This is a genomic window from Pseudomonas sp. NPDC077649 (genome assembly GCF_044542855.1).
GTDB lineage: Bacteria > Pseudomonadota > Gammaproteobacteria > Pseudomonadales > Pseudomonadaceae > Aquipseudomonas.
Genome location: NZ_JBITVF010000001.1, coordinates 1,458,919 through 1,478,067 on the forward strand (window position 1 = coordinate 1,458,919; position 19,149 = coordinate 1,478,067).

A 19,149-nucleotide genomic window follows, 5' to 3' on the forward strand; every position below is an offset into this window, starting at 1 on the left:
GGCCTCCTTAGGCTTCGATGGAGGTGCCGCCCGGCTTGCGCCAGACCTGATTGCGTTTGCGATCCTGGGCCTTGTCGATCCCGGCCAGAATGAAGCGCGTGGCGATCGCGGCGAAGTACATATTCACGATGATGTCGAAGCCGGCGAGACCGAGGATGCCGCTGACCTCGGCGCCGAGCTGGCCCATGCTGGACTCCAGATAGCCCTTGGCCTGATCGATGACCATGTTGAAGCCGACGTAGGAGACGAAGCCGAAGCCGATCACCCGCAGCGCCATTTTCACCAGTGGGCCGACAATCATGATGAGCAGCTGAGCAAGGAACAGGTAATGCATCACTGACCTCCTACGGAACGGCCCACGTACAGGGCGCAGATGACCGCCGTGACGGCGATGAGGAACGGCCCCAGGCCACTGGCGAAGTCGCACAGCGGTTGAAAACTGAGGCCCACGGAACGCCCGGCCATGGACAGGGAAATCACCCGGTCAGGCGGGCAGGACGGGTTGAGAAAGCGCGTGCCTTGCTGGATGAAGGAGGGCACGTCGATATCGCCGCTGCCTTCTTGCAGTTCGAATTGCTCGCCTTGGAACAGGCCTTCCACATCGGCCTTGTTGCCTTCGAAGTCGGCCATTTCTTCGGCCTGGCAGAGCTGTTCTTTCTGCTTGCGCAGAATCTCGCAGTCGATGGGATCGCCCGAGCACTGCAAGGCGGCATCGCAACTGCCGGCCACGGCTTCGCGTTCGGGGGCTTCTTCGTCCTCGCCGTCTTCTTCGCCCTCGGGCTTGCAGCCATCGCCGGTGCATTCGCTGCTTTCGTTGCCGGTCGGATTGCCTTCGGCATCGGTGCCGCTGGTGGTGGACTCGGTCTTGCTGGTCGAGGTGCAGGGCTTGAGGCCTTTGCAGCTGGTCTTGTCGGTGGTGGTGCTGGTGGTGGTCGAGCTGGAGCCGTCCGGGTTGGTGGTCTTGGTGCTGTCCTGGGTGATATCGGTCTTGCTGTACTCGGGCGGCGGGGTGCCGGCCTTGCAGCTATCACCGGAGCAATCGACCTTGCCGGGCTGCTTGTATTCCTGGCTGCCGGTGCAGGAGCGCTTTTGCGTACCGTCCGGCTGGGTCACCCAGTTGTCGCAGTCGCTGTCGCTGAAATAGCTGGGCGTGGCATCGGAGGGGGCCTTGCTCGGCGGCTGGTCGAACACGTTGCCCGGCGGTGGGTTGTTGGCGGTGCACTTCTGACCCTGGCCCCAGTACACGACGACGCAATACACCGACTCCAGATCGGTCTGGCCGTCGTCGTTGTCGAGGAAGCGGTTGCATTCCTTGACCCCCGGCGCGGAGTACTGACAGGAGCCACTGCATAGCGAAGGTGGCGGCGGATTAGGAACGGACTGGCTCAGGGGGCCGGCGTTGTACTCATGGTTGAGCGTCTCGCCAAGAGTAGATTCGCAGGGATCAGGAGCAGGCGCGTTGCATTCGCCAGTGAGCGGATCGATACCGTCTGTACAGCTAGGAGGCGTGTTGGAGTAAGTCTTGTCGTTGCGGTCGTAGACGGGGCCGTTTGGAAACGTTTGATACTTAAAGCGGCAGCGGAAATAGTCGTTTTCTGGAACAAGAGAATAGCCGCCAGCGGGTTTATACAACGTGTTGTTGAAAAGGAAGGCGCAAGCGGCATCAGGGGTGGACTTTGGAGAGGCAGGGTAAGTTTCAGTGACCCAAGAGGCAGCGAACGAGCAAGAAGAAAACACAAACAAACAAAGGAAACTGAATAAGAGCCGACGAGTCATGTTAAACCCTGCCAAAAAAAACGAGATACAGCGCCAGGACGGTGAGAATCAGCACGTAGAGTTGGTAGTTCATGGCGTTATCCGGATAAGAAAACCCCGCCGAGGCGGGGCTTTGCTTGCGTCGGCACATGCGTGCAGGCACGCGGTTACATCGCGCGGCGCATGTACTTGAACGCGGCAGCGGCGATCAGCACGACCAGCACCAGACCGCCCAGCTCGACTACGTCGGTCTTGGTGGTGCCGAGTTCGGTGCTGACTTCGGCGGGGAGGGCGGCGTAAGCCTGCTGAACAGACAGCACGCCGATGGCGGCAGCGGCGCCCAGGGAGCGACGCAGGGTTTTGAGTTGTTGCATGGGTGTTACCTCGCTATTTCAGGACTTTTTTCAGGACGAGGAAGCCGAACACCGTGGCGAACAGAATCATGGCTTCGCCTTGCAGTTCGGATACGTCATCCCAGCTGAGCGCAGAGCCGGTCAGGCCCTGCATTTCGTCGTCCGCGACGGACACCAGTTGGCCGGTGCACTGGAGTTCTCCAGCCGCGCCAACCGTCCAGTCCCCGTCGCAGGCGATGAAATTCATCGAGCCCCCTGTCACTCGGCCAAGCTGGGGTCGCGGACGACCTCAGCCAGGTCAAGGCAGTCGGGGCACACGGTGAAGTCAGGCGCCGTGCGCAGATCGGGCAGGCGGTCGGCCTGAGGAGCGGGCTGGCTGTAGAGCTGGCCCATGGGCTGCCCGCAGCAGTCACACAGCACGCGATCAACGATCAGCACGGCGGCGCCCTCGGGTTAGGCCTTGGCCGGTTCCGGCTGGGTGCCGGTCGGTTTGGCTTGTTGTTGGGCGGCCGGCTGCGGCGCGGGCTTGGTTTGCGGCTTGGGGTTCACCGCTTCGATGTGCAGGGCCAGATTCTTGCCCTTGTTCTGGCCGCCGCGAGCGACGTCGAAAGTGATCCGCACCAGCTCCAGCGGGGCGAACTGGGCGCCGGCTGCAAACACTTCGTCGGCGGCGTCTTCTGCGATGGCCATGCCGATGATGGACAGGCCGTGTTCGGTCTTGCCGTCCGGTTCGTCACCGTAGAAGACCTTGGCGTATTTGGTGTCTTCAACCTGAGTCATCTGAGTGCCCAGGAATGCAACTTCCATAGTCGAACGTGCCATTTGTGTTTCCTCGCTTAGTTGCGCGTGATTGCGCGGGTTTTGCCTTTCAGCAGGCCGAGCGATCCCGCACGGGCAAACTTTCGTTTTTGCCCGAGGGTGGCTCTCGACTTGCCGGGGTTTCAGTTGCCGCTGTCGCAGCTTGTTAGTTCGTTAACACCAAGGGCCTTGGCCCTTGTCATCCCGTTTCGCCACCGTCGCCCGCGACTGGCGGTAAATCCGTTGGTTGGTCTGGTAGACCGAGCTGGCCAGTCACGGACGCCGGAGGCGATGCAGGTTCAGGCGGGGCCCTGCAGGACTCGGCCACGTTGCTGAGAGCGGTTTCGAAGGCGCTACTGACTGCGTCAACACTTGTCCGCAGGCTGACCAGGGTCACGATCATTGCGGCAGCTGCACCAACAAGAGCCGGAGTAATCCAGTGCCAGAGCAGGGCGACCAGATAGCGGCCTAGGCGGAAAGAGACGGTCATGCGCTCACCCCACCAGTTCGAAGGGGTCGCGCAGCGGCACGAAGGGCGTTGGTTTGCCGGTGTCGCTCACAACGTGCCAGTACTTCGGCGGTCGGCTCGACGGCGTGTGCTTCGAGCAGATATAGGCCGGCGTCAAAAATGTCATCCGACCATTTACCAACGACCATTGCGCGGGGCGGCATTCGGCGCAGGGTGTGGACGGGGAGGTGGCGCCAACGGGCGGAACCCAATTTCGGCTGACCCAGCAGACAGAGCAGTCGCAGTTGGCGGGGTGCGGCTGGTGCAGGTAGCGGGAGAGGTTCATAGGCGTTCATTCCGTCCATTCCTCTTCAAGCAGCTTCTGAGTGAGCAGCGCGACGTTGACCATCACGTGGCGGCCTACCTTGCGATAGGGGATGTAGCCGTTGCGCATCCAGCCACGAACGGTGTCGTGGTCATTGCTCATGCGAATCCAGTTTGCGAACTCGCGCCACGGCATCAGCGGGGGCGGGTTCAGCAGGTCTTTCAGCGTTAGGGGGATTCCTTCCATCGCAGTGGCCTTTATTGCACTATGTTGGTCTTTGTTGATGAAACCTTTAGTCGGCAATATTTGCCGGTTTCATAGTGACGATTATAGATAGCCGGATATGGTTGACTAGCAATAATTGCCGGCATTTTAGACGATTAAAGAATATGAGAGAGCGCATAGTCGCTATTCTTGAGTATAAGAAGCTCACAGCTAAGAAGCTGGAGGAGCTGAGTGGCATCGACCGCGAGAAGTGGTACGCGCTGAGAAAGGGTGGGCGTCGAGTAAACGAAGATGACATCAAGGTCATCGTCGACATTGCTCCCGAATACGCCCTGTGGCTGGTCAGCGGGAAAATCGCTCCAGAGAGCGGACAGACCAGCCCCGAGTACGACGAGGCCAACCGAAACTTGACCAATCAAGACGCGGGATAGCGATCACGCAAGAAGTAGCTAGGCGCTGGTATGCCCGAAGGGAGGTGGGTAAAAAATGAAGGGAACAACTTGGCACTGGCCATCGTCAATCTTGCTGCTGACGCAGACGAACAGACAGCCCTGTCCAAAGTCATCGACGCTATCAGACCCGTTCGCCACAGATGAGACCAGTTAGTGCATCAGCAAAAAATATCATGCAGATGGCTAACGGGAAAAACATGGCAATCCAGTCCCTGATTCATATAGAGGCGGACCACTATTTTTTTGTAAGGTAAAACTTATGCTGGGTGTCTATAAAAACAATATAGAAAGTGTTGCAGCAGTATATGCCTTCACAGTTTGTGGCGGATTTTCCTGATATTTCATTAGGAAGTACAAAACCAACAAGCCTTACAGCTCCCTCGATACGAAATCTTGCCCAGAGGGCGTCATGGGGAACATGCGGGGGATGCTTGAACTCAGATCGATCAGGGAATTTTCCGTATACCTCAAGTACACAGCGACCTCCGCCTATCCTCATGCGAGCCCAGTGCTGTAACGAAAATTTTGAGTACTCTTTTAGCTTGTCTAGCAATTCGCTAAGAGAGTCTTTGTCAAGGTCGGAAAAATTGGAGGCAAACTCTTGGTCGTGATGAAAATAGGAGAAATTAAATTTGCACCTGGACGCAAGGTCTCCCGAATCAATAGCTGTCGTTGGAAGATTATTTAGAAATTTTTCTTTTCTGGGGCTTTGTCCATATTTACTCATAACTTTGGCACTCCCCCTATTTTACCGTCACGGTACAAGGGGGATATCGGTCGGTCATTTCGAATCAGATCGCCGGGTATTTCGTCCAAACGATAGCAATAGCTTTCGCCTTGCTCTTTATTTACAAGGATTGTTCTGTACTTGCCCAAGGTGTCTAGTATTTCAGAATTCTGTGCTGTGAATATGAATTGTGCGCCATGTGGATTTGTTTCGGGATCATCGAATAGGTCAATCAAGTTCGGCAGTAGCATAGGATGGCAATTAGCATCGAACTCATCCAGTATAAGAGTGCCTCCAACTTTTAAGACGTACCAGTAAACCCATAGCCTTTTGTAAAGCGAAACAGTTCCGCTTGACTGGTCAAATATTGTAAGCCAATGAGTTAAATTCTCTGTCTTGTGTAAGAAGAGAGGGAAGTATATTTTGTTCCCACTTTCATCGGTTCTTTCACTGACTTCTATGTTGACAATTCCTAGGTCAGCTTCTCTAATCTGTTTTATTGCAAAGCTAAGTGCTTCCGGGGTGTGATAGTACAGCTTAGAAACGGAGTCAATTTTGAACATTGAGGGGTTTTCATTTACCCCAAAGGAAAATACATTCCCACGAACATGGCTAAGTTGCGTGTGAATGTTTGTTAGGTCGGTAAGAGGGGTTTTGAATTTATATTGAGCTGCGGTGGATATAATGGATGCATTGCTTCTAATTTCTATAATATCAAGTTCTGAGAATTCTTGAGTGCGGCTAACTATTTTGTCTTCATGCCTGTCAAGGATTAATGTCTTTCTTGATAATTTTTTATAGATTTTCTCTCGAACAATTCTTGAATTGTTCGCGGTTAGTTCGTAAGTATATCGTACGCCCCCAGCCTCTAAGTCTATATAGAAATTAGAGTTTTTGTCTGATCTGAAGTGCGACGAAAAACCTAGGTTTTCATTTGGCTTAAGGGAGAATGAATCTACCGCAACATCTACAATCAACGATAAAGCCTTTAAGATGTTTGTCTTGCCGGAAGCGTTAGCCCCCTTAATGCCGACTACATTTGAAAGCTTCTTACCGCGAGAGATAGATTTTGGTACTTTTGAACCTAGTTCAAACGAAACCTGAAAACCATCCTTAAAGGAATTTAGGTTTGATGCACCAAAGGAATAAATCATTGAACCTACCTTGTCTGGCTTTTCTGCCATTTTTGACGAGAACCGATGATAAGGTCTGGCGAGAGCGGATGGAAGCCCCGTAGCACACGCTGATACTTCAGAAACAGAAAAATGTCGAAAATGTGTCGAAATCAGCGGGCGACAAAGGTTCGCAGTGGGCAGAAGGAACGTGCTGGAAGCCTTGATTTTGCTAGCTTTGGGCAGGGAAGGGCAGCAACGGGCAGCCGTCGAAACGGGTTCAAATCCCTATCTTCCCGCCATATATAAAACCCCTGAAGCTTTCAGCCTCAGGGGTTTTTGCTTTTCAGCGCCTAGCCCTGATTTGTCAGCCTGCCCATTTCTGTGAAACAAACCGCGCAATCGAGGGTTGGCACAGTGCCACTGTCTGCACTACTCTCCGGTCACCGGGCTAACGAAGTGGCCAACAGGCAGGATGCTGACCCCATACACTTCGTTAGCTCGGTATTCGATTTTCCCGTCGTGTGCAGCCTGCGCACGAACAAGACAAAGCCCTCGCTCGGAGGGCTTTGTCGTTTTGCTGCGGCGCGCGTTGCGTTGGCCGTCGAATAAAAGGCGTCCGTGCCGTCTCTCCATCCCCGCCCTTAGTCCTATCTGTTGCTTAGCCTAGGCGATAACTGGCGCTTTGCCATTATTTTGTTGGGCATCGCGGCGGCGGTCCTGGGCATAGCGTTGCAGCACCCACTGGCCGGCGGGGCGGGCGTGCAGTTGCTCGAGCAGGGCCTGGGTCTCGGCGTCGTGGCCGGCGATGTCGGCCCAGGGCGTGCCGGCTGGGGTGAACAGCGGGGCGAACAGCGCCGCGGCGGCGACATCGGCCAGGCTCAGGCGCTCGCCCACCAGGTAGCGCGCTGGGTCGCCGTCGGTCAGGCGTTCGATCAGGTCGAGCCCGGCGAGCAGTTCGGCCTGGGACTTGGCCACGCGCTCGGGCGTTACGCCGTAGAGCTTCTGTACGCCGTTGATCAGCACCGGCTTCATCAGGTCGCGCAGGCCCAGCAGCGGGCGGTAGACCTTGAGCATGGCGTGCATCACCGAGTCCCACTGGCGAATCTGTCCGTACAGCCAGCGGCGCACGTGCACGCCGAGACGGTCGAAGTCTTCTTCCAGCTCCAGCACCTGGCGACGTTGTTCGGCGTCGTTTGGCAGCAGGGCGTGCTCGGGGTAGCGCTCTTCCAGATACAGGGCGATGGCGGTGGAGTCGCCGATGGTGCGCTCGCCGTCCTGCAGGATGGGCAGGGTGGCGATGCCGGCCAGGCGCTGGCTCTTGAGCCGGTGCAGGCCGGGGAAGAGGTTGTCGACCCGGTAGTCGAGGCCCTTGTGCTCCAGGTGCCAGCGGGTCTTCTCGCAGTAGTGGGAAATGGGGAACTGGTAGAGGGTGCGCATGGCGGCTCCTTGCAAGTGAGTCGCCGAGTGTAGGGGCAAAGCGCCTGACCACCCAGTCGAGTGGCGCGCGCCATGCTTTGGTTGGGCGCCCCGCCAGTGCGGCGGGGCGCTTGGCTCAGTCGGTGCGTTGCAGCTGCACCTTGTCGGGCTTGGCCGCGATCAGGTGTTCGGGCAGGTCGAGCAGGTCGGTGTCGTAGGTTTCCAGCGGCGGCGGGCGAAGTTCGAAGCGGGTGCCGAGCACCAGCAGGCAGGGCGTCAGCAGCAGGGTCAGCGCGGTGGCGAAGGCCAGGCCGCCGGCGATGGCGCTGGACAGCTGGGTCCACCACTGGGTCGAGGGGGCGCCGAAGCCCAGGCTCGGGCTGAGCAGGTCGACGTTGACGCTGAGCACCATGGGCATCAGGCCGAGGATGGTGGTCACCGCGGTCAGCAGCACCGGACGCAGGCGCAGGCTGCCGGTTTCCAGCGCTGCCTCGCGCGGCTCCAGGCCCTGGCGGCGCAACTGGTTGTAGGTGTCGATGAGGATGATGTTGTTGTTGACCACGATGCCAGCCAGGGCGATCAGGCCCATGCCGACCATGACGATGCCGAACGACTGGCCGTTGATCAGCAGGCCCATCAGCACGCCGGCGGTGGACAGGACGATGGCCGACAGCACCAGCGCCGCTTGGTAGAGGCTGTTGAACTGGGTGACCAGGATGATCGCCATGAGGAAGATGGCGACGACGAAGGCGGTCATCAGGAAGGTGGCCGCCTCGCGCTGGTCGGCGTCCTCGCCGGCGAACTGCACCTTGACCTCGGCCGGTACCTCGCCGAGCGCCTCGCGCAACGCCTTGAGCCTTTCGTCCAGGCGTGCGCCCTCGGCCAGGTCGGCCTGCAGGGTGATGGTGCGGTCGCCGTCGACCCGGCGCAGGGTGCCGACCTTGGGCGCCGGCTGCAGGTCGACGAAGTTGCTCAGCGGCACCTGGCCGGTCGGCGTGCTCAGGGTCAGGCGGCCGAGCTGGTCGAGCGAGCGCCAGTTGCCGGGCAGGCGCACGCGGATGTCCACCTCGTCGGTGGCGTCCTCGGGGCGGTAGGTGGCCAGCTTCAGGCCGTTGGTGATCATCTGCACCGCGTTGCCGACGCTGAGCACGTCGGCGCCGAAGCGCGCGGCGGCCTCGCGGTCGACCTTGATCCGCCATTCGATGCCGGGCAGGGCGCGGTCGTCCTCGATGTCGACGAAACCGCCGAGCCTGTGCATTTCGCCGCGGATGCGCTCGACCCACTGCTCGCTCAGCGCCGGGTCCATGGCGCTGATCTGCAGCTTGACCGGCTTGCCGTCGGTGGGCCCCTGTTCCTGCTTGCGGAACTCCAGCACCACGCCGGGGATGTCGGCGGTGCGCCGGCTCATCTCGGCGAGGATGTCCTTGGCCGGGCGACGCTGGTGCCAGTCGACGAACTGGAACTGCAGGGTGCCGATCACGTCGGCGCCGAGCTGGCCGTCCGGCTGGGCCAGGGAGCGTGCGTACAGCGCCTTGACCTCGCGCATGCCGAGCACCTGGCGTTCCACCTGCTTGAGCAGGGTGTCCTTCTCCTGCACCGACAGGTCGCCGCGGGCGCGCAGCCAGATCTGCGCGCTTTCCGGCTCGACCTCGGGGAAGAATTCCACGCCGTGGTTGAAGCGGCCGTAGCCGACGTAGATCAGCGCGATCAGCGCGAGCATGCCGAGCAGGGTCAGGCCGGGGCGCCGGAGCAGCTTTTCCAGCAGCCGGCGGTAGGCGCTGCCGGCGCGGCTGGCGTGTTGAGCCTGCGGTTGGGCCGTGCCGCCGGTGACCGCGCCGAGCACCGGCAGAAACACCAGGGCCATGGCCAGCGAGGCCAGCAGGCAGAGGATCACGGTGGCCGGCAGGTACTTCATGAACTGGCCGACCACCCCGGGCCAGAACAGCAGCGGCAGGAACACCACCAATGTGGTGGCGGTGGAGGCGATTACCGGCCAGGCCATCCGCGTGGCGGCATTGGCCCAGGCCTGGCGCGGGTTCTGGCCCTGGTGCAGGTAGCGGTCGGCCAGCTCGGAGACGACGATGGCGCCGTCCACCAGCATGCCGGCGACCAGGATCAGGCTGAACAGCACGACGATATTGAGGGTGAAACCGAGCATCCAGATCAGCAGGATGCCGCTCAGGAAGGCGCCGGGAATGGTCAGGCCGACCAGCAGCGCCGAACGCAGGCCCATGCTCGCCACTACCAGGATCAGCACCAGGACGATGGCGGTCAGCACGTTGTTGAGCAGGTCGCCGAGCATGCTCTGCACTTCCTGCGACTGATCCATGATGTAGCTGACTTCCACGCCCGCCGGCAGCAGCGGTTTGGCCTGCTCCAGCAGCGCCTTGACCTGCTCGATGGTCTCGATGATGTTGGCGCCGCTGCGCTTGGACACCTCCAGGACGATGGCCGGCTGGCCGTTGATGCGGGCGAAGCCGGTGGGGTCCTTGAAGGTGCGGCGGATGCTGGCGACGTCGGCGAAGGTGACCACGCTGCCCGCCACCACCTTGATCGGCATGCTCATGACGTCTTCGAGGTTCTCGATCACCCCCGGCACCTTCATGCTCATGCGTCCGGCACCGGTGTCCAGGCTGCCGGCGGCAACCAGGCGATTGTTGCGGCTGACCAGGTTGAACAGCTCGTTGTAGTCGATGCCATAGCTGTCCAGCACCTGCGGGTCGACGACGATTTCCAGCAGGTCTTCGCGGTCGCCGCCGATCTCCACCGACAGCACCTCGGCGATGCCTTCGATGTTCTCCTTCAGGCGCCGGGCGATGTACACCAGCTCGGTCTCGGCGATCGGGCCGGACAAGCCCACCGAGAGCACCGGGAACAGCGCCACGTTGACCTCGTTGACGGTCGGCTCGTCGGCCTCCTCGGGCAGCTTGCTGCGCGCGGTATCGACCTTCTCGCGCACGTCGGCCAGGGCCACCTTGGCGTCGAAGCCGGCGTCGAACTCCAGGGTCACCGAGGCATGCCCCTCGCTGGATACCGAGCGCATTTCCTTGACGCCCTCGAGGCTGCGCAGCTCCTGTTCCAGAGGACGCACCAGCAGGCGTTCGCCGTCTTCCGGGCTGATGCCTTCCAGGGTCACCGAGACGTAGATGATCGGGATCGCCACGTCCGGGTTGGACTCCTTGGGAATGGCGATATAGGCGGCCAGCCCGCCGAGGATCAGGAAGGCCAGAAACAGCAGGCTGGTGCGGCTGCGATCCAGTGCCGCGGCGATCAGGGCGTGCATCTCAGCTGCCCTCTGCGGCGAGTTGCGTGCGTACCTGCTGGCCCGGCTCGACGAAGCCCTGGCCGAGGGTGATCAGCGCCACCTTCGGCGGCAGGCCGCTGACCCAGGCGCCCTGGTTGTCGACGCTGATCAGCTGCACCTGGGTGAACTCCACGCGCTGCTCCTGGTTGACCCACTTGACCCCGTGGCGGCCGGTCTGGTCGAGGCTGAGCAGGGCCGGGGACAGGCGATGGGCCAGGGCCTCGCCGGTCTGGATATGCAGGGTGGCGCTGGCGCCGGCCAGGCGCAGGCCGGCGGGGTTGTCCACCTTGACCTCGATGCGGAAACTGCGCGAGCCGGGGTCGGCGGCGGCGGCGATAAAGTGCAGCTCACCTTCCAGTGTGCGGCCATCGAGCAGCTCGACCTTGACCGGCTGGCCCAGCTGCAGCTGGGTCACCTGCTGCTGGGCGATCTGCGCGCTGACCTTGAGGCGGTCGATGTCCACCAGGGTCAGCAGGCTCTGCCCGGGCTGGACGAAATCGCCCAGCTCGACCTGGCGCTGGTCGTAGATGCCGGCGAAGGGCGCGACTATGCGCGTGTTGCGCAGCTGCAGGCGGGCGCTGTCGAGTTCGGCGCGGGCCTTGGCCAGCTCGCTCTCCAGGCGCATCAGCTCGTTGGCCGAGATCAGGCTGCGTTCGCGCAGGCGCTTGGCCGCGCTCACGTCGCTCTCGCGCTGGCGCACGTCGGCCTCGCTGCGCGCCACCTGGGCCGGGCGGTCGTCCGGCGACAGGCTCAGCAGCAATTGTTCGGCGGCGACGCGGTTGCCCTTGTCCTGATCCAGGCGCTGCACGCTGCCGCTGACCTGGGCGCGCAGCTCGACCCGGCGCCAGGCCTCGATCTGCCCCTGCACCACGTGCTGGCGTTGCATCGGCTCGGCCTGCAGCCACTGCACCTCGACCCGCGGCAGTTCGGCGGCCGCGGCCGGTTGGTCGGCCGTGGCCTCGTCGCGGGCGGCGAAGCGCTCGCCGCTGAGCAGCCAGAGCAGCAGCACCAGGATGATGAGGACGGCGATGATCCAGGGACGTTTGCTGAGTTGGGCGAACATGGCGGGTTACTCGCTGAATGCTGGCGCTGGATGCAGCGCGGCGGCCTGACCCTGCAGGCCGGCAATGATGAAATCGGTGACGCGCTCGAAGTAGGCGTCCAGGGCAATCGGCTCGGCCCAATGGGCGAAGCCGCCGGAGGCGATGCGTGCCATCACCCCGTTGACGCAGGCCTCGACGCCCCACAGCAGGTGCTGGCAGTCGGCCGGCGACAGCTCGAGCTCGGCGAAGCTGGCCTGCAGCAACTGGTTGAACAGCGCCAGGTACTGGCCCTCCAGTTCGAGAAACTGCTCGCGGTAGGGCGGCTCCAGGCGTTCCTGAAAGGCCGGACGGTCGCACAGCAGGCACAGCTCGGCCTGCAGCGGGTCGGCCAGCAACTGCTCGAAGGCGCGGCGAATCACCCGGCGCATGGCCTGCGACGCCGGCGCCTGCTGGGCGACGGCGCGCAGTTCGCCCAGATGCTGGCGCGAGCGATCCAGCACCAGGCGCGCATAGAGCGCCTCCTTGCTGGGGAAGTGCTTGTACACCGTGCCCTTGCCGATGCCGGCTTGGCGGGCCACCTCGGCGATGGTGACGCGATCCCAGGACTGCTCCTGGAACAGCTGGCGGGCGGCTTCGAGCAGGGCGTTTTCGCGTTGCTGGAAGAGGTGATCCTGGTAGCGCATGGACTGTCCGCGGCGAGTCGTGACCAGTGGTCATGCTATGACTGCTGGTCACGTCGAACAAGTCGAGAGTTGTAACCGGGCTTGGCCGAGGCGGCGTTCGGCCAGCGGTTGTCGCAGGGCGCAGAGGGCTGAGGCAGCCTTGAGCTCGGTCAATTGCCGCCGACCTGGCGGCGCACTAGACTGCCTGGCATGAACGCCATGGCCCGCCTCTATCTCTGGTCTTGCTGCTGACGCTGGTGCTGCCCCTGCAGTCCCTGGCGGGCCTCCTGCCGCAGGGCGATCCCTGTCCGATGAGCCAGGGCAGCGGCCAGCCGGGCGACTGCTGCGACGACGAGGCGATGGCCGCTGGCGATCAGCTGTGCGCCGAGATGTCGCAGTGCTCCAGCGCCGGAGCCTCGCTGATCGGTAGCCAGCCGCCGCGGATGGACGGGCTGCTCGCTCCCTCGCGGCTTGCCTGGCAGGCTCTCGCCGATCCCCTGTCACGACCCTTGCTCGCGCCCTGGCGTCCGCCCCGGGCCTGATTCCCTCGCCAACCTCGATGCCCTCCGTGCAGCCCGGCTGCCGGCGGGGGGCTGTGCGTCCCGCGGACGCTGGTTTTCGACAGGAATCAACCGATGTCCATTGCCTATTCGCGCCTCGGTCCGCTGCTGGCCGGCGCCGTGTTGGCCAGCCTCGCCAGCATGCCGAGTCTGGCCCTGACCCTGGAGCAGGCCCTGCTCCTGGCCGGGCGTGAAGCGCCCAACCTGATGGCGCGCGCCGCCGAACTGGAGGCGGCGCGCCAGGCCGCCGTGCCCGCCGGCGAGCTGCCCGATCCGAAGCTGCTGCTGGGCCTGCAGAACCTGCCCATCGAAGGGCAGGAGCGCTGGCGCCTGGATGCCGAGCCGATGACCATGCGCATGCTCGGCGTCATGCAGGAGGTGCCCAACCGCGCCAAGCGCAGTGCCCGGGTCGAGCTGGCGCGGGCGGGCATCGACTCGGCCGCGGCCCAGGAGCAGGTCGAGCGCCTGCAGGTGCAGCGGCAGACCGCCCAGGCCTGGATAGTCGCCCAGGCCCTGGAGCAGCGCCTGCAGCTGTTCCAGGAGTTCTATGCGGAGAACCGCCTGCTCGAGCGGGCGGTGCAGGCGCGCCTGGCCGGCGGCCGCGGACCGAGCGCCGACAGCCTGGCGCCGCGCCAGGAGGCCCTGGCCCTGGCCGAACGCGAGGATGAACTGCAGCAGCAGCGCAGCCAGGCCCGCGCCGTGCTGCGTCGCTGGGTCGGCGCGGCGGCCGACGAGTCGCTGCGCGGCCCCTTGCCCGACTGGCCGGTGGACGAGGTGCGCTACCGCCATGCCTTGTCCCAGCACCCCGAACTGCAGGCCTTCGTGCCGCAGACCCGCGAGGCCGAGGCCCGGGTCAAGCTGGCCGAAGCCGACAGGCGCCCCGACTGGAGCTGGGAGCTGGCCTACCAGCAGCGTGATCGTGCCTTCGGCGACATGCTCTCGCTGCAGCTGAGCATCGACCTGCCGGTGTTCGCCGGCAGCCGGCAGAACCCGCGGATCGCCGCCCAGCGCGCCGAGCTGCTGGCCCTGGAGGCCGAGCGCGAGGCGCTGCTGCGCGAGCACGCCCTGCAGCTGGCCGTGGAACTGGCCGAGCATCGGCGTCTGCAGCGCGCCGTGGAGCGCAGCCACGAGCAGTTGCTGCCCCTGGCCGAGCAGCGGGTACGCCTGAGCCTGGCCGACTACCAGGCCGGGCGCGGCGAGCTGGGCGAGCTGATCGCCGCCCGCCGCGAGCGGGTGGAGGCGCAGTTGCGCCATTTGGATTTTCTCGAACAGCGGGCGCTGGTCGCTGCCCGTCTGCATTTCGCCTACGCCAACCAGCAGGAGCGTGACCAATGAGCCCCTCACCGATCCAGGCCCTGGGCCTCGTCGTCCTGATTGCCGTCGGCGCGGCCAGCGGCTACTGGCTTGGCCGCCAGGAACCTGCACAGCCGCCCGTGGCGGCCGACAGCGAGCGCCCGGTGCTCTACTGGTACGACCCCATGTACCCGCAGCAGCGTTTCGAACAGCCGGGCAAGTCGCCCTTTATGGATATGGACCTGGTGCCGCGCTACGCCGATACGCAGGCCGGCGATGCGCCGAGCACGGCCATGCAGATCGACCCGCGCCTGACCCAGAACCTCGGCATGCGCCTGGCCCCGGTGGTGCGCGGGCCGCTGCAGGGCGAGCTGGAGGTGGTCGGCAGCCTGGGCTTCGACCAGCGCGACGTGGCCCTGGTGCAGACGCGCAGCGCCGCCTTCGTCGAGCGGGTCTACCCGCTGGCGCCCGAGGACCTGCTGGCGGCCGGCGCGCCGCTGGTCGATCTGCTGGTGCCCGACTGGCTGGCGGCGCAGGAGGAATACCTGGCCCTGCGCGATCTCGACCAGCCGCCGCTGCTGGCCGCGGCGCGCCAGCGCCTGCAACTGGTGGGCATGCCGGCGGCGCTGATCGCGCGCCTGGAGCGCAGTGGCCAGGTGCAGCGGGTCTGGACGGTGACCAGCCCGATTGCCGGGGTGGTGCAGGAGTTGCAAGTGCGCGAGGGCATGACCCTGGGTGCCGGGCAGAGCCTGGCGCGGATCAACGGCCTGGATCGAGTCTGGTTGGAGGTGGCGCTGCCCGAGGCGCAAGCCAGCGGGATTGAGCCCGGCCAGCCGGTCGAGGTGCTGCTGCCGGCGTTGCCGGGGGAGAGTATCGGCGGGCGTATCGAGGCACTGCTGCCCGAGGCCAACCTGGACAGCCGCACCCTGCGCCTGCGGGTGGTGCTGGACAATCCCGCGGGGCGCCTGCGCCCGGGCATGAGCGCGCGGGTGCGCCTGCAGCACAGCCAGGGCAGCGAGACCCTGCTGCTGCCCAGCGAGGCGGTGATCCGCAGCGGTCGGCGCAACCTGGTGCTGCTGGCCGAGGGCGAGGGCCGCTACCGGCCGCTGGAAATCCGCATCGGCCGCGAGCAGGGCGACCAGGTCGAGGTCCTCGAAGGCCTGAGCGAGGGCCAGCAGGTGGTGGTTTCCGGGCAGTTCCTGCTGGATTCCGAGGCCAGCCTGCGTGGCCTGCTGGCCCAGGAGCTGGGCCAACCGGCGGCCGAGGTCAAGCTACAGCCGGCCCTGCACGAGGCCGAAGGGCAGATCGACGCCATCGAGGCCGATGGTCTGCTGCTCACCCATGGCCCGTTCAAGACCCTGGGCATGCCGGGCATGAGCATGTTCTTCCCGGTGGCCGATGCCACCCTGCTGCAGGGCCTGCAGCCCGGGCAGCGGGTACGCGTGGCGGTTCGCGAAAGCGACGAGGGGCTGCTGATCGAACGGATTCAGCCGCTGGCACCCGCCGAGCATGGCGACCACGGCCATGACGAGGTGCAGCCGTGATCGCCGCGCTGATTCGCTGGTCCCTGGCCAACCGCCTGCTGGTGCTGCTGGCCAGCCTGTTCGCCACTGCCTGGGGCGTCTGGGCGGTGCAGAACAGCGCCATCGATGCCCTGCCGGATCTGTCCGACACCCAGGTGATCATCCGCACGCCCTATGTCGGCCAGGCGCCGCAGATCGTCGAGAACCAGGTCACCTATCCACTGGCCAGCGCCATGCTCTCGGTGCCGGGGGCCAGTGCGGTGCGCGGCTTCTCCTTCTTCGGCGACAGCTTCGTCTATGTCCTGTTCGAGGACGGCACTGACCTGTACTGGGCGCGCTCGCGGGTGCTGGAGTACCTCAGCCAGATCCAGGAGCGCCTGCCGGCCGGGGCCAAACCGGCGCTGGGGCCGGATGCCACCGGGGTCGGCTGGATCTACCAGTACGCCCTGGTCGACCGCAGTGGCCAGCACGACCTGGCGCAGCTGCGCGCCCTGCAGGACTGGTTCCTCAACTTCGAGCTCAAGGCCCTGGCCAACGTCGCCGAGGTGGCGAGCATCGGCGGCATGGTCAAGCAGTACCAGGTGCTGCTCGACCCGATCAAGCTGGCCAGCCGCGGTATCACCCAGCAGCAGGTGGCAGCGGCCATCGGTGAGGCCAACCAGGAAAGCGGCGGCAGCGTGCTGGAGTTGGCCGAGGCCGAATATATGCTGCGCGCCTCCGGCTACCTGCAGAGCCTCGCGGACTTTCGCGCCATTCCCCTGCGCCTGGATGCCGGCGGCGTGCCGGTGACCCTGGGCGAGGTGGCGCATATCCAGCTCGGCCCGGAGATGCGCCGCGGCATCGCCGAACTGGACGGCGAGGGCGAGGTGGTCGGCGGCGTGGTGATCCTGCGCAGCGGGGCGAACGCGCGCAGCACCATCGCCGCGGTCAAGGCCAAGCTCAGTGAGCTGCAGGCCAGCCTGCCCGAGGGTGTGGAGATCGTCACCACCTACGACCGCAGCCAGCTGATCGACCGCGCGGTGCGCAACCTGGGCGAAAAGTTGGTAGAAGAATTTATCGTCGTGGCCCTGGTCTGCCTGGCCTTTCTCTGGCACCTGCGCTCCTCGCTGGTGGCCATCGTCTCGCTGCCGCTGGGGGTGCTGATCGCCTTTATCGTCATGCAGCAGCAGGGCATCAACGCCAACATCATGTCCCTCGGCGGCATCGCCATCGCCATCGGCGCCATGGTCGACGCGGCCCTGGTGATGATCGAGAACGCGCACAAGAAGCTCGAACACTGGCATGCCGAGCACCCGGGCGAGGAGCTCAAGGGCGAGCGGCACTGGCAGGTGATCGGCCAGGCGGCGCTGGAGGTGGGCCCGGCGCTGTTCTTCAGCCTGATGATCATCACCCTGTCGTTTATCCCGGTGTTCGCCCTGCAGGCCCAGGAGGGCCGCCTGTTCGGCCCCCTGGCCTTTACCAAGACCTACGCCATGGCCGCTGCCGCCGGGCTGTCGGTGACCCTGGTGCCGGTGCTGATGGGCTACTGGATTCGCGGGCGCATCCCCGACGAGCGGCGCAACCCGCTCAACCGCGGGCTGATTCGCCTGTACCAGCCGGCCCTGGAATGGGTGCTGCGCTTTCCCAAGGCGACCCTGGTGCTGGCCCTGCTGGTGTTTCTCAGCGCGCTGTGGCCGGCCAGCCAGCTGGGCGGCGAGTTCCTGCCGCCGCTGGACGAGGGCGACCTGCTGTATATGCCCACGGCGCTGCCCGGCTTGTCCGCGCAGAAGGCCGCGCAGCTGCTGCAACAGAGCAATCGCATGATCAAGACGGTGCCCGAGGTGGCGCGGGTATTCGGCAAGGCCGGGCGCGCCGACAGCGCCACCGACCCGGCGCCGCTGGAGATGTTCGAGACCACCATCGCGTTCAAGCCGCGCGAGCAATGGCGCCCCGGCATGACCGCGGAAAAGCTGGTGGAGGAGCTGGACCGCGCGGTACAGGTGCCGGGCTTGGCCAACCTTTGGATCCCGCCGATCCGCAACCGCATCGACATGCTCGCCACCGGCATCAAGAGCCCGATCGGGGTCAAGGTGGCCGGCAGCGACCTGGCGCAGATCGACGCGGTGACCCAGGCGGTGGAGCGGGTGGCGCGCACCGTGCCCGGGGTCAGCTCGGCGCTGGCCGAGCGCCTCACCGGCGGGCGCTATATCGATGTGGATATCGACCGGGTGGCCGCGGCCCGCCATGGCCTGAATATCGCCGAGGTGCAGGCGCTGGTGGCCGGCGCCATCGGCGGGATGAACGTCGGTGAAACCGTGGAGGGTCTGGCGCGCTTTCCCATCAACCTGCGTTATCCGCGCGAGTGGCGCGATTCGCTGAGCCGCCTGCGCGAGCTGCCGATCTATACGCCGGTGGGCAGCCAGATCACCCTCGGCACGGTGGCGCGCATCGCCATCAGCGACGGCCCGCCCATGCTCAGAAGCGAGAATGCGCGGCCCTCCGGCTGGGTCTATATCGACACCCGCGGCCGCGACATGGCCTCGGTGGTCAATGACCTGCGCCAGGCCATCGCCGAGCAGGTACGCCTGCAACCCGGCATGAGCCTGAGCTTTTCCGGCCAGTTCGAGTTTCTCGAGCGGGCCAATGCGCGGCTCAAGCTGGTGGTGCCGGCGACCCTGCTGATCATCTTCGTGCTGCTCTACCTGTGCTTCTCGCGCCTGGACGAGGCGCTGCTGATCATGGTCACCCTGCCGTTCGCCCTGACCGGCGGCATCTGGTTCCTCTACTGGCTGGACTACAACCTGTCGGTGGCCACCGGCGTGGGCTTTATCGCCCTGGCCGGGGTGGCGGCGGAGTTCGGCGTGATCATGCTCCTGTACCTGCGCAACGCCTGGGCCGAGCGCCAGGCGGCCGGGCAGGGCACACCGGCGGCCCTGCTCGAGGCGATTCGCGAGGGCGCGGTGCAGCGGGTGCGGCCCAAGGCGATGACGGTGGCGACCATCATCGCCGGCCTGCTGCCGATCCTGCTGGGCAGTGGCAGCGGCAGCGAGATCATGAGCCGCATCGCCGCGCCCATGGTCGGCGGCATGCTCAGCGCGCCCTTGCTGTCGCTGCTGGTGCTGCCGGCGGCCTACCAGCTGTTGCGCCTGCGCGAGGTGCGCTAGGCGGGGC

At 64.3% G+C, this 19,149-nt stretch carries 20 protein-coding genes; 6 read left to right on the forward strand and 14 right to left on the reverse strand.

Translation table 11 applies throughout. The annotated features are described in order from the left end of the window. Positions 1–7 precede the first annotated feature (7 nt). Together ACIGFL_RS06685 and ACIGFL_RS06690 are read right to left on the reverse strand one after the other, a co-directional pair. Positions 8–334 carry a DUF2523 domain-containing protein gene (locus ACIGFL_RS06685; protein ID WP_021444918.1) on the reverse strand — a complete coding sequence of 109 codons (327 nt, stop codon included), beginning with the start codon at positions 332–334 and terminating at the stop codon, positions 8–10. Then, positions 334–1,260 (reverse strand): virulence factor TspB C-terminal domain-related protein, encoded by a 927-nt coding sequence (locus ACIGFL_RS06690; RefSeq protein WP_397496551.1) that lies wholly within the window; start codon positions 1,258–1,260, stop codon positions 334–336. Before ACIGFL_RS06690 ends, ACIGFL_RS06685 begins: the two co-directional genes overlap by 1 nt. A 147-nt stretch (positions 1,261–1,407) precedes the next feature. On the opposite strand from ACIGFL_RS06690, the gene ACIGFL_RS06695 reads away from it, so the two are divergent. Beyond that, on the forward strand, positions 1,408–1,761 hold the full coding sequence (locus ACIGFL_RS06695) for a hypothetical protein (protein WP_397496552.1): 354 nt from the start codon (positions 1,408–1,410) through the stop codon (positions 1,759–1,761). 161 nt (positions 1,762–1,922) lie between these two features. On the opposite strand, the gene ACIGFL_RS06700 is transcribed toward ACIGFL_RS06695, so the two are convergent. The 6 genes from ACIGFL_RS06700 to ACIGFL_RS06725 form a co-directional block, all read right to left on the reverse strand. Next, positions 1,923–2,129, reverse strand: a complete 207-nt coding sequence (locus ACIGFL_RS06700) for a major capsid protein (RefSeq protein ID WP_397496553.1) — start codon at positions 2,127–2,129, stop codon at positions 1,923–1,925. A 13-nt stretch (positions 2,130–2,142) separates the two neighbouring features. Continuing rightward, positions 2,143–2,355 (reverse strand): hypothetical protein, encoded by a 213-nt coding sequence (locus ACIGFL_RS06705; protein WP_397496554.1) that lies wholly within the window; start codon positions 2,353–2,355, stop codon positions 2,143–2,145. Positions 2,356–2,366: 11 nt separating this feature from the next. Next, a complete protein-coding gene (locus ACIGFL_RS06710) occupies positions 2,367–2,546 on the reverse strand; it encodes a hypothetical protein (RefSeq protein ID WP_021444914.1) in 180 nt (59 codons plus the stop codon). Positions 2,547–2,561: 15 nt separating this feature from the next. Then, positions 2,562–2,930, reverse strand: a complete 369-nt coding sequence (locus ACIGFL_RS06715) for a hypothetical protein (protein WP_397496555.1) — start codon at positions 2,928–2,930, stop codon at positions 2,562–2,564. A gap of 470 nt (positions 2,931–3,400) precedes the next feature. After that, entirely contained in the window at positions 3,401–3,700 is a 300-nt protein-coding gene (locus tag ACIGFL_RS06720) for a DUF5447 family protein (RefSeq protein WP_397496556.1), read from the reverse strand. A 6-nt stretch (positions 3,701–3,706) separates the two neighbouring features. After that, positions 3,707–3,925, reverse strand: coding sequence for a DNA-binding protein (locus ACIGFL_RS06725; protein ID WP_397496557.1), 219 nt, complete (start codon positions 3,923–3,925; stop codon positions 3,707–3,709). 143 nt (positions 3,926–4,068) lie between these two features. On the opposite strand from ACIGFL_RS06725, the gene ACIGFL_RS06730 reads away from it, so the two are divergent. Beyond that, positions 4,069–4,335, forward strand: coding sequence for a DNA-binding protein (locus ACIGFL_RS06730; RefSeq protein ID WP_397496558.1), 267 nt, complete (start codon positions 4,069–4,071; stop codon positions 4,333–4,335). A gap of 256 nt (positions 4,336–4,591) precedes the next feature. Here ACIGFL_RS06730 and ACIGFL_RS06735 read toward each other — a convergent pair whose 3' ends face one another. The 6 genes from ACIGFL_RS06735 to ACIGFL_RS06760 form a co-directional block, all read right to left on the reverse strand. Then, entirely contained in the window at positions 4,592–5,083 is a 492-nt protein-coding gene (locus tag ACIGFL_RS06735) for a hypothetical protein (RefSeq protein WP_397496559.1), read from the reverse strand. Further along, positions 5,080–6,237, reverse strand: coding sequence for an ATP/GTP-binding protein (locus ACIGFL_RS06740; RefSeq protein ID WP_397496560.1), 1,158 nt, complete (start codon positions 6,235–6,237; stop codon positions 5,080–5,082). Before ACIGFL_RS06740 ends, ACIGFL_RS06735 begins: the two co-directional genes overlap by 4 nt. Before the next feature lie 624 nt (positions 6,238–6,861). Then, positions 6,862–7,635 (reverse strand): glutathione S-transferase family protein, encoded by a 774-nt coding sequence (locus ACIGFL_RS06745; RefSeq protein ID WP_397496561.1) that lies wholly within the window; start codon positions 7,633–7,635, stop codon positions 6,862–6,864. 115 nt (positions 7,636–7,750) lie between these two features. After that, the gene (locus ACIGFL_RS06750) at positions 7,751–10,897 is read right to left on the reverse strand and encodes an efflux RND transporter permease subunit (protein ID WP_397496562.1); all 3,147 of its coding nucleotides are present in this window, start codon (positions 10,895–10,897) and stop codon (positions 7,751–7,753) included. 1 nt (position 10,898) lies between these two features. Beyond that, positions 10,899–11,981, reverse strand: a complete 1,083-nt coding sequence (locus tag ACIGFL_RS06755; RefSeq protein WP_397496563.1) for an efflux RND transporter periplasmic adaptor subunit — start codon at positions 11,979–11,981, stop codon at positions 10,899–10,901. Between the two features lie 6 nt (positions 11,982–11,987). After that, positions 11,988–12,644 (reverse strand): TetR/AcrR family transcriptional regulator, encoded by a 657-nt coding sequence (locus ACIGFL_RS06760; RefSeq protein WP_397496564.1) that lies wholly within the window; start codon positions 12,642–12,644, stop codon positions 11,988–11,990. Between the two features lie 221 nt (positions 12,645–12,865). Between ACIGFL_RS06760 and ACIGFL_RS06765 the strand changes: the two genes are divergently transcribed. The 4 genes from ACIGFL_RS06765 (at position 12,866) to ACIGFL_RS06780 (ending at position 19,142) form a co-directional block, all read left to right on the forward strand. Continuing rightward, the gene (locus tag ACIGFL_RS06765; protein WP_397496565.1) at positions 12,866–13,165 is read left to right on the forward strand and encodes a hypothetical protein; all 300 of its coding nucleotides are present in this window, start codon (positions 12,866–12,868) and stop codon (positions 13,163–13,165) included. Positions 13,166–13,258: 93 nt separating this feature from the next. Then, positions 13,259–14,518 carry a TolC family protein gene (locus ACIGFL_RS06770; RefSeq protein ID WP_397496566.1) on the forward strand — a complete coding sequence of 420 codons (1,260 nt, stop codon included), beginning with the start codon at positions 13,259–13,261 and terminating at the stop codon, positions 14,516–14,518. Next, positions 14,515–16,020 (forward strand): efflux RND transporter periplasmic adaptor subunit, encoded by a 1,506-nt coding sequence (locus ACIGFL_RS06775; RefSeq protein ID WP_397496568.1) that lies wholly within the window; start codon positions 14,515–14,517, stop codon positions 16,018–16,020. The genes ACIGFL_RS06770 and ACIGFL_RS06775 overlap by 4 nt, the downstream gene beginning before the upstream one ends. Then, a complete protein-coding gene (locus ACIGFL_RS06780; protein ID WP_397496569.1) occupies positions 16,017–19,142 on the forward strand; it encodes an efflux RND transporter permease subunit in 3,126 nt (1,041 codons plus the stop codon). Before ACIGFL_RS06775 ends, ACIGFL_RS06780 begins: the two co-directional genes overlap by 4 nt. The last annotated feature ends 7 nt before the right edge of the window (positions 19,143–19,149 follow it).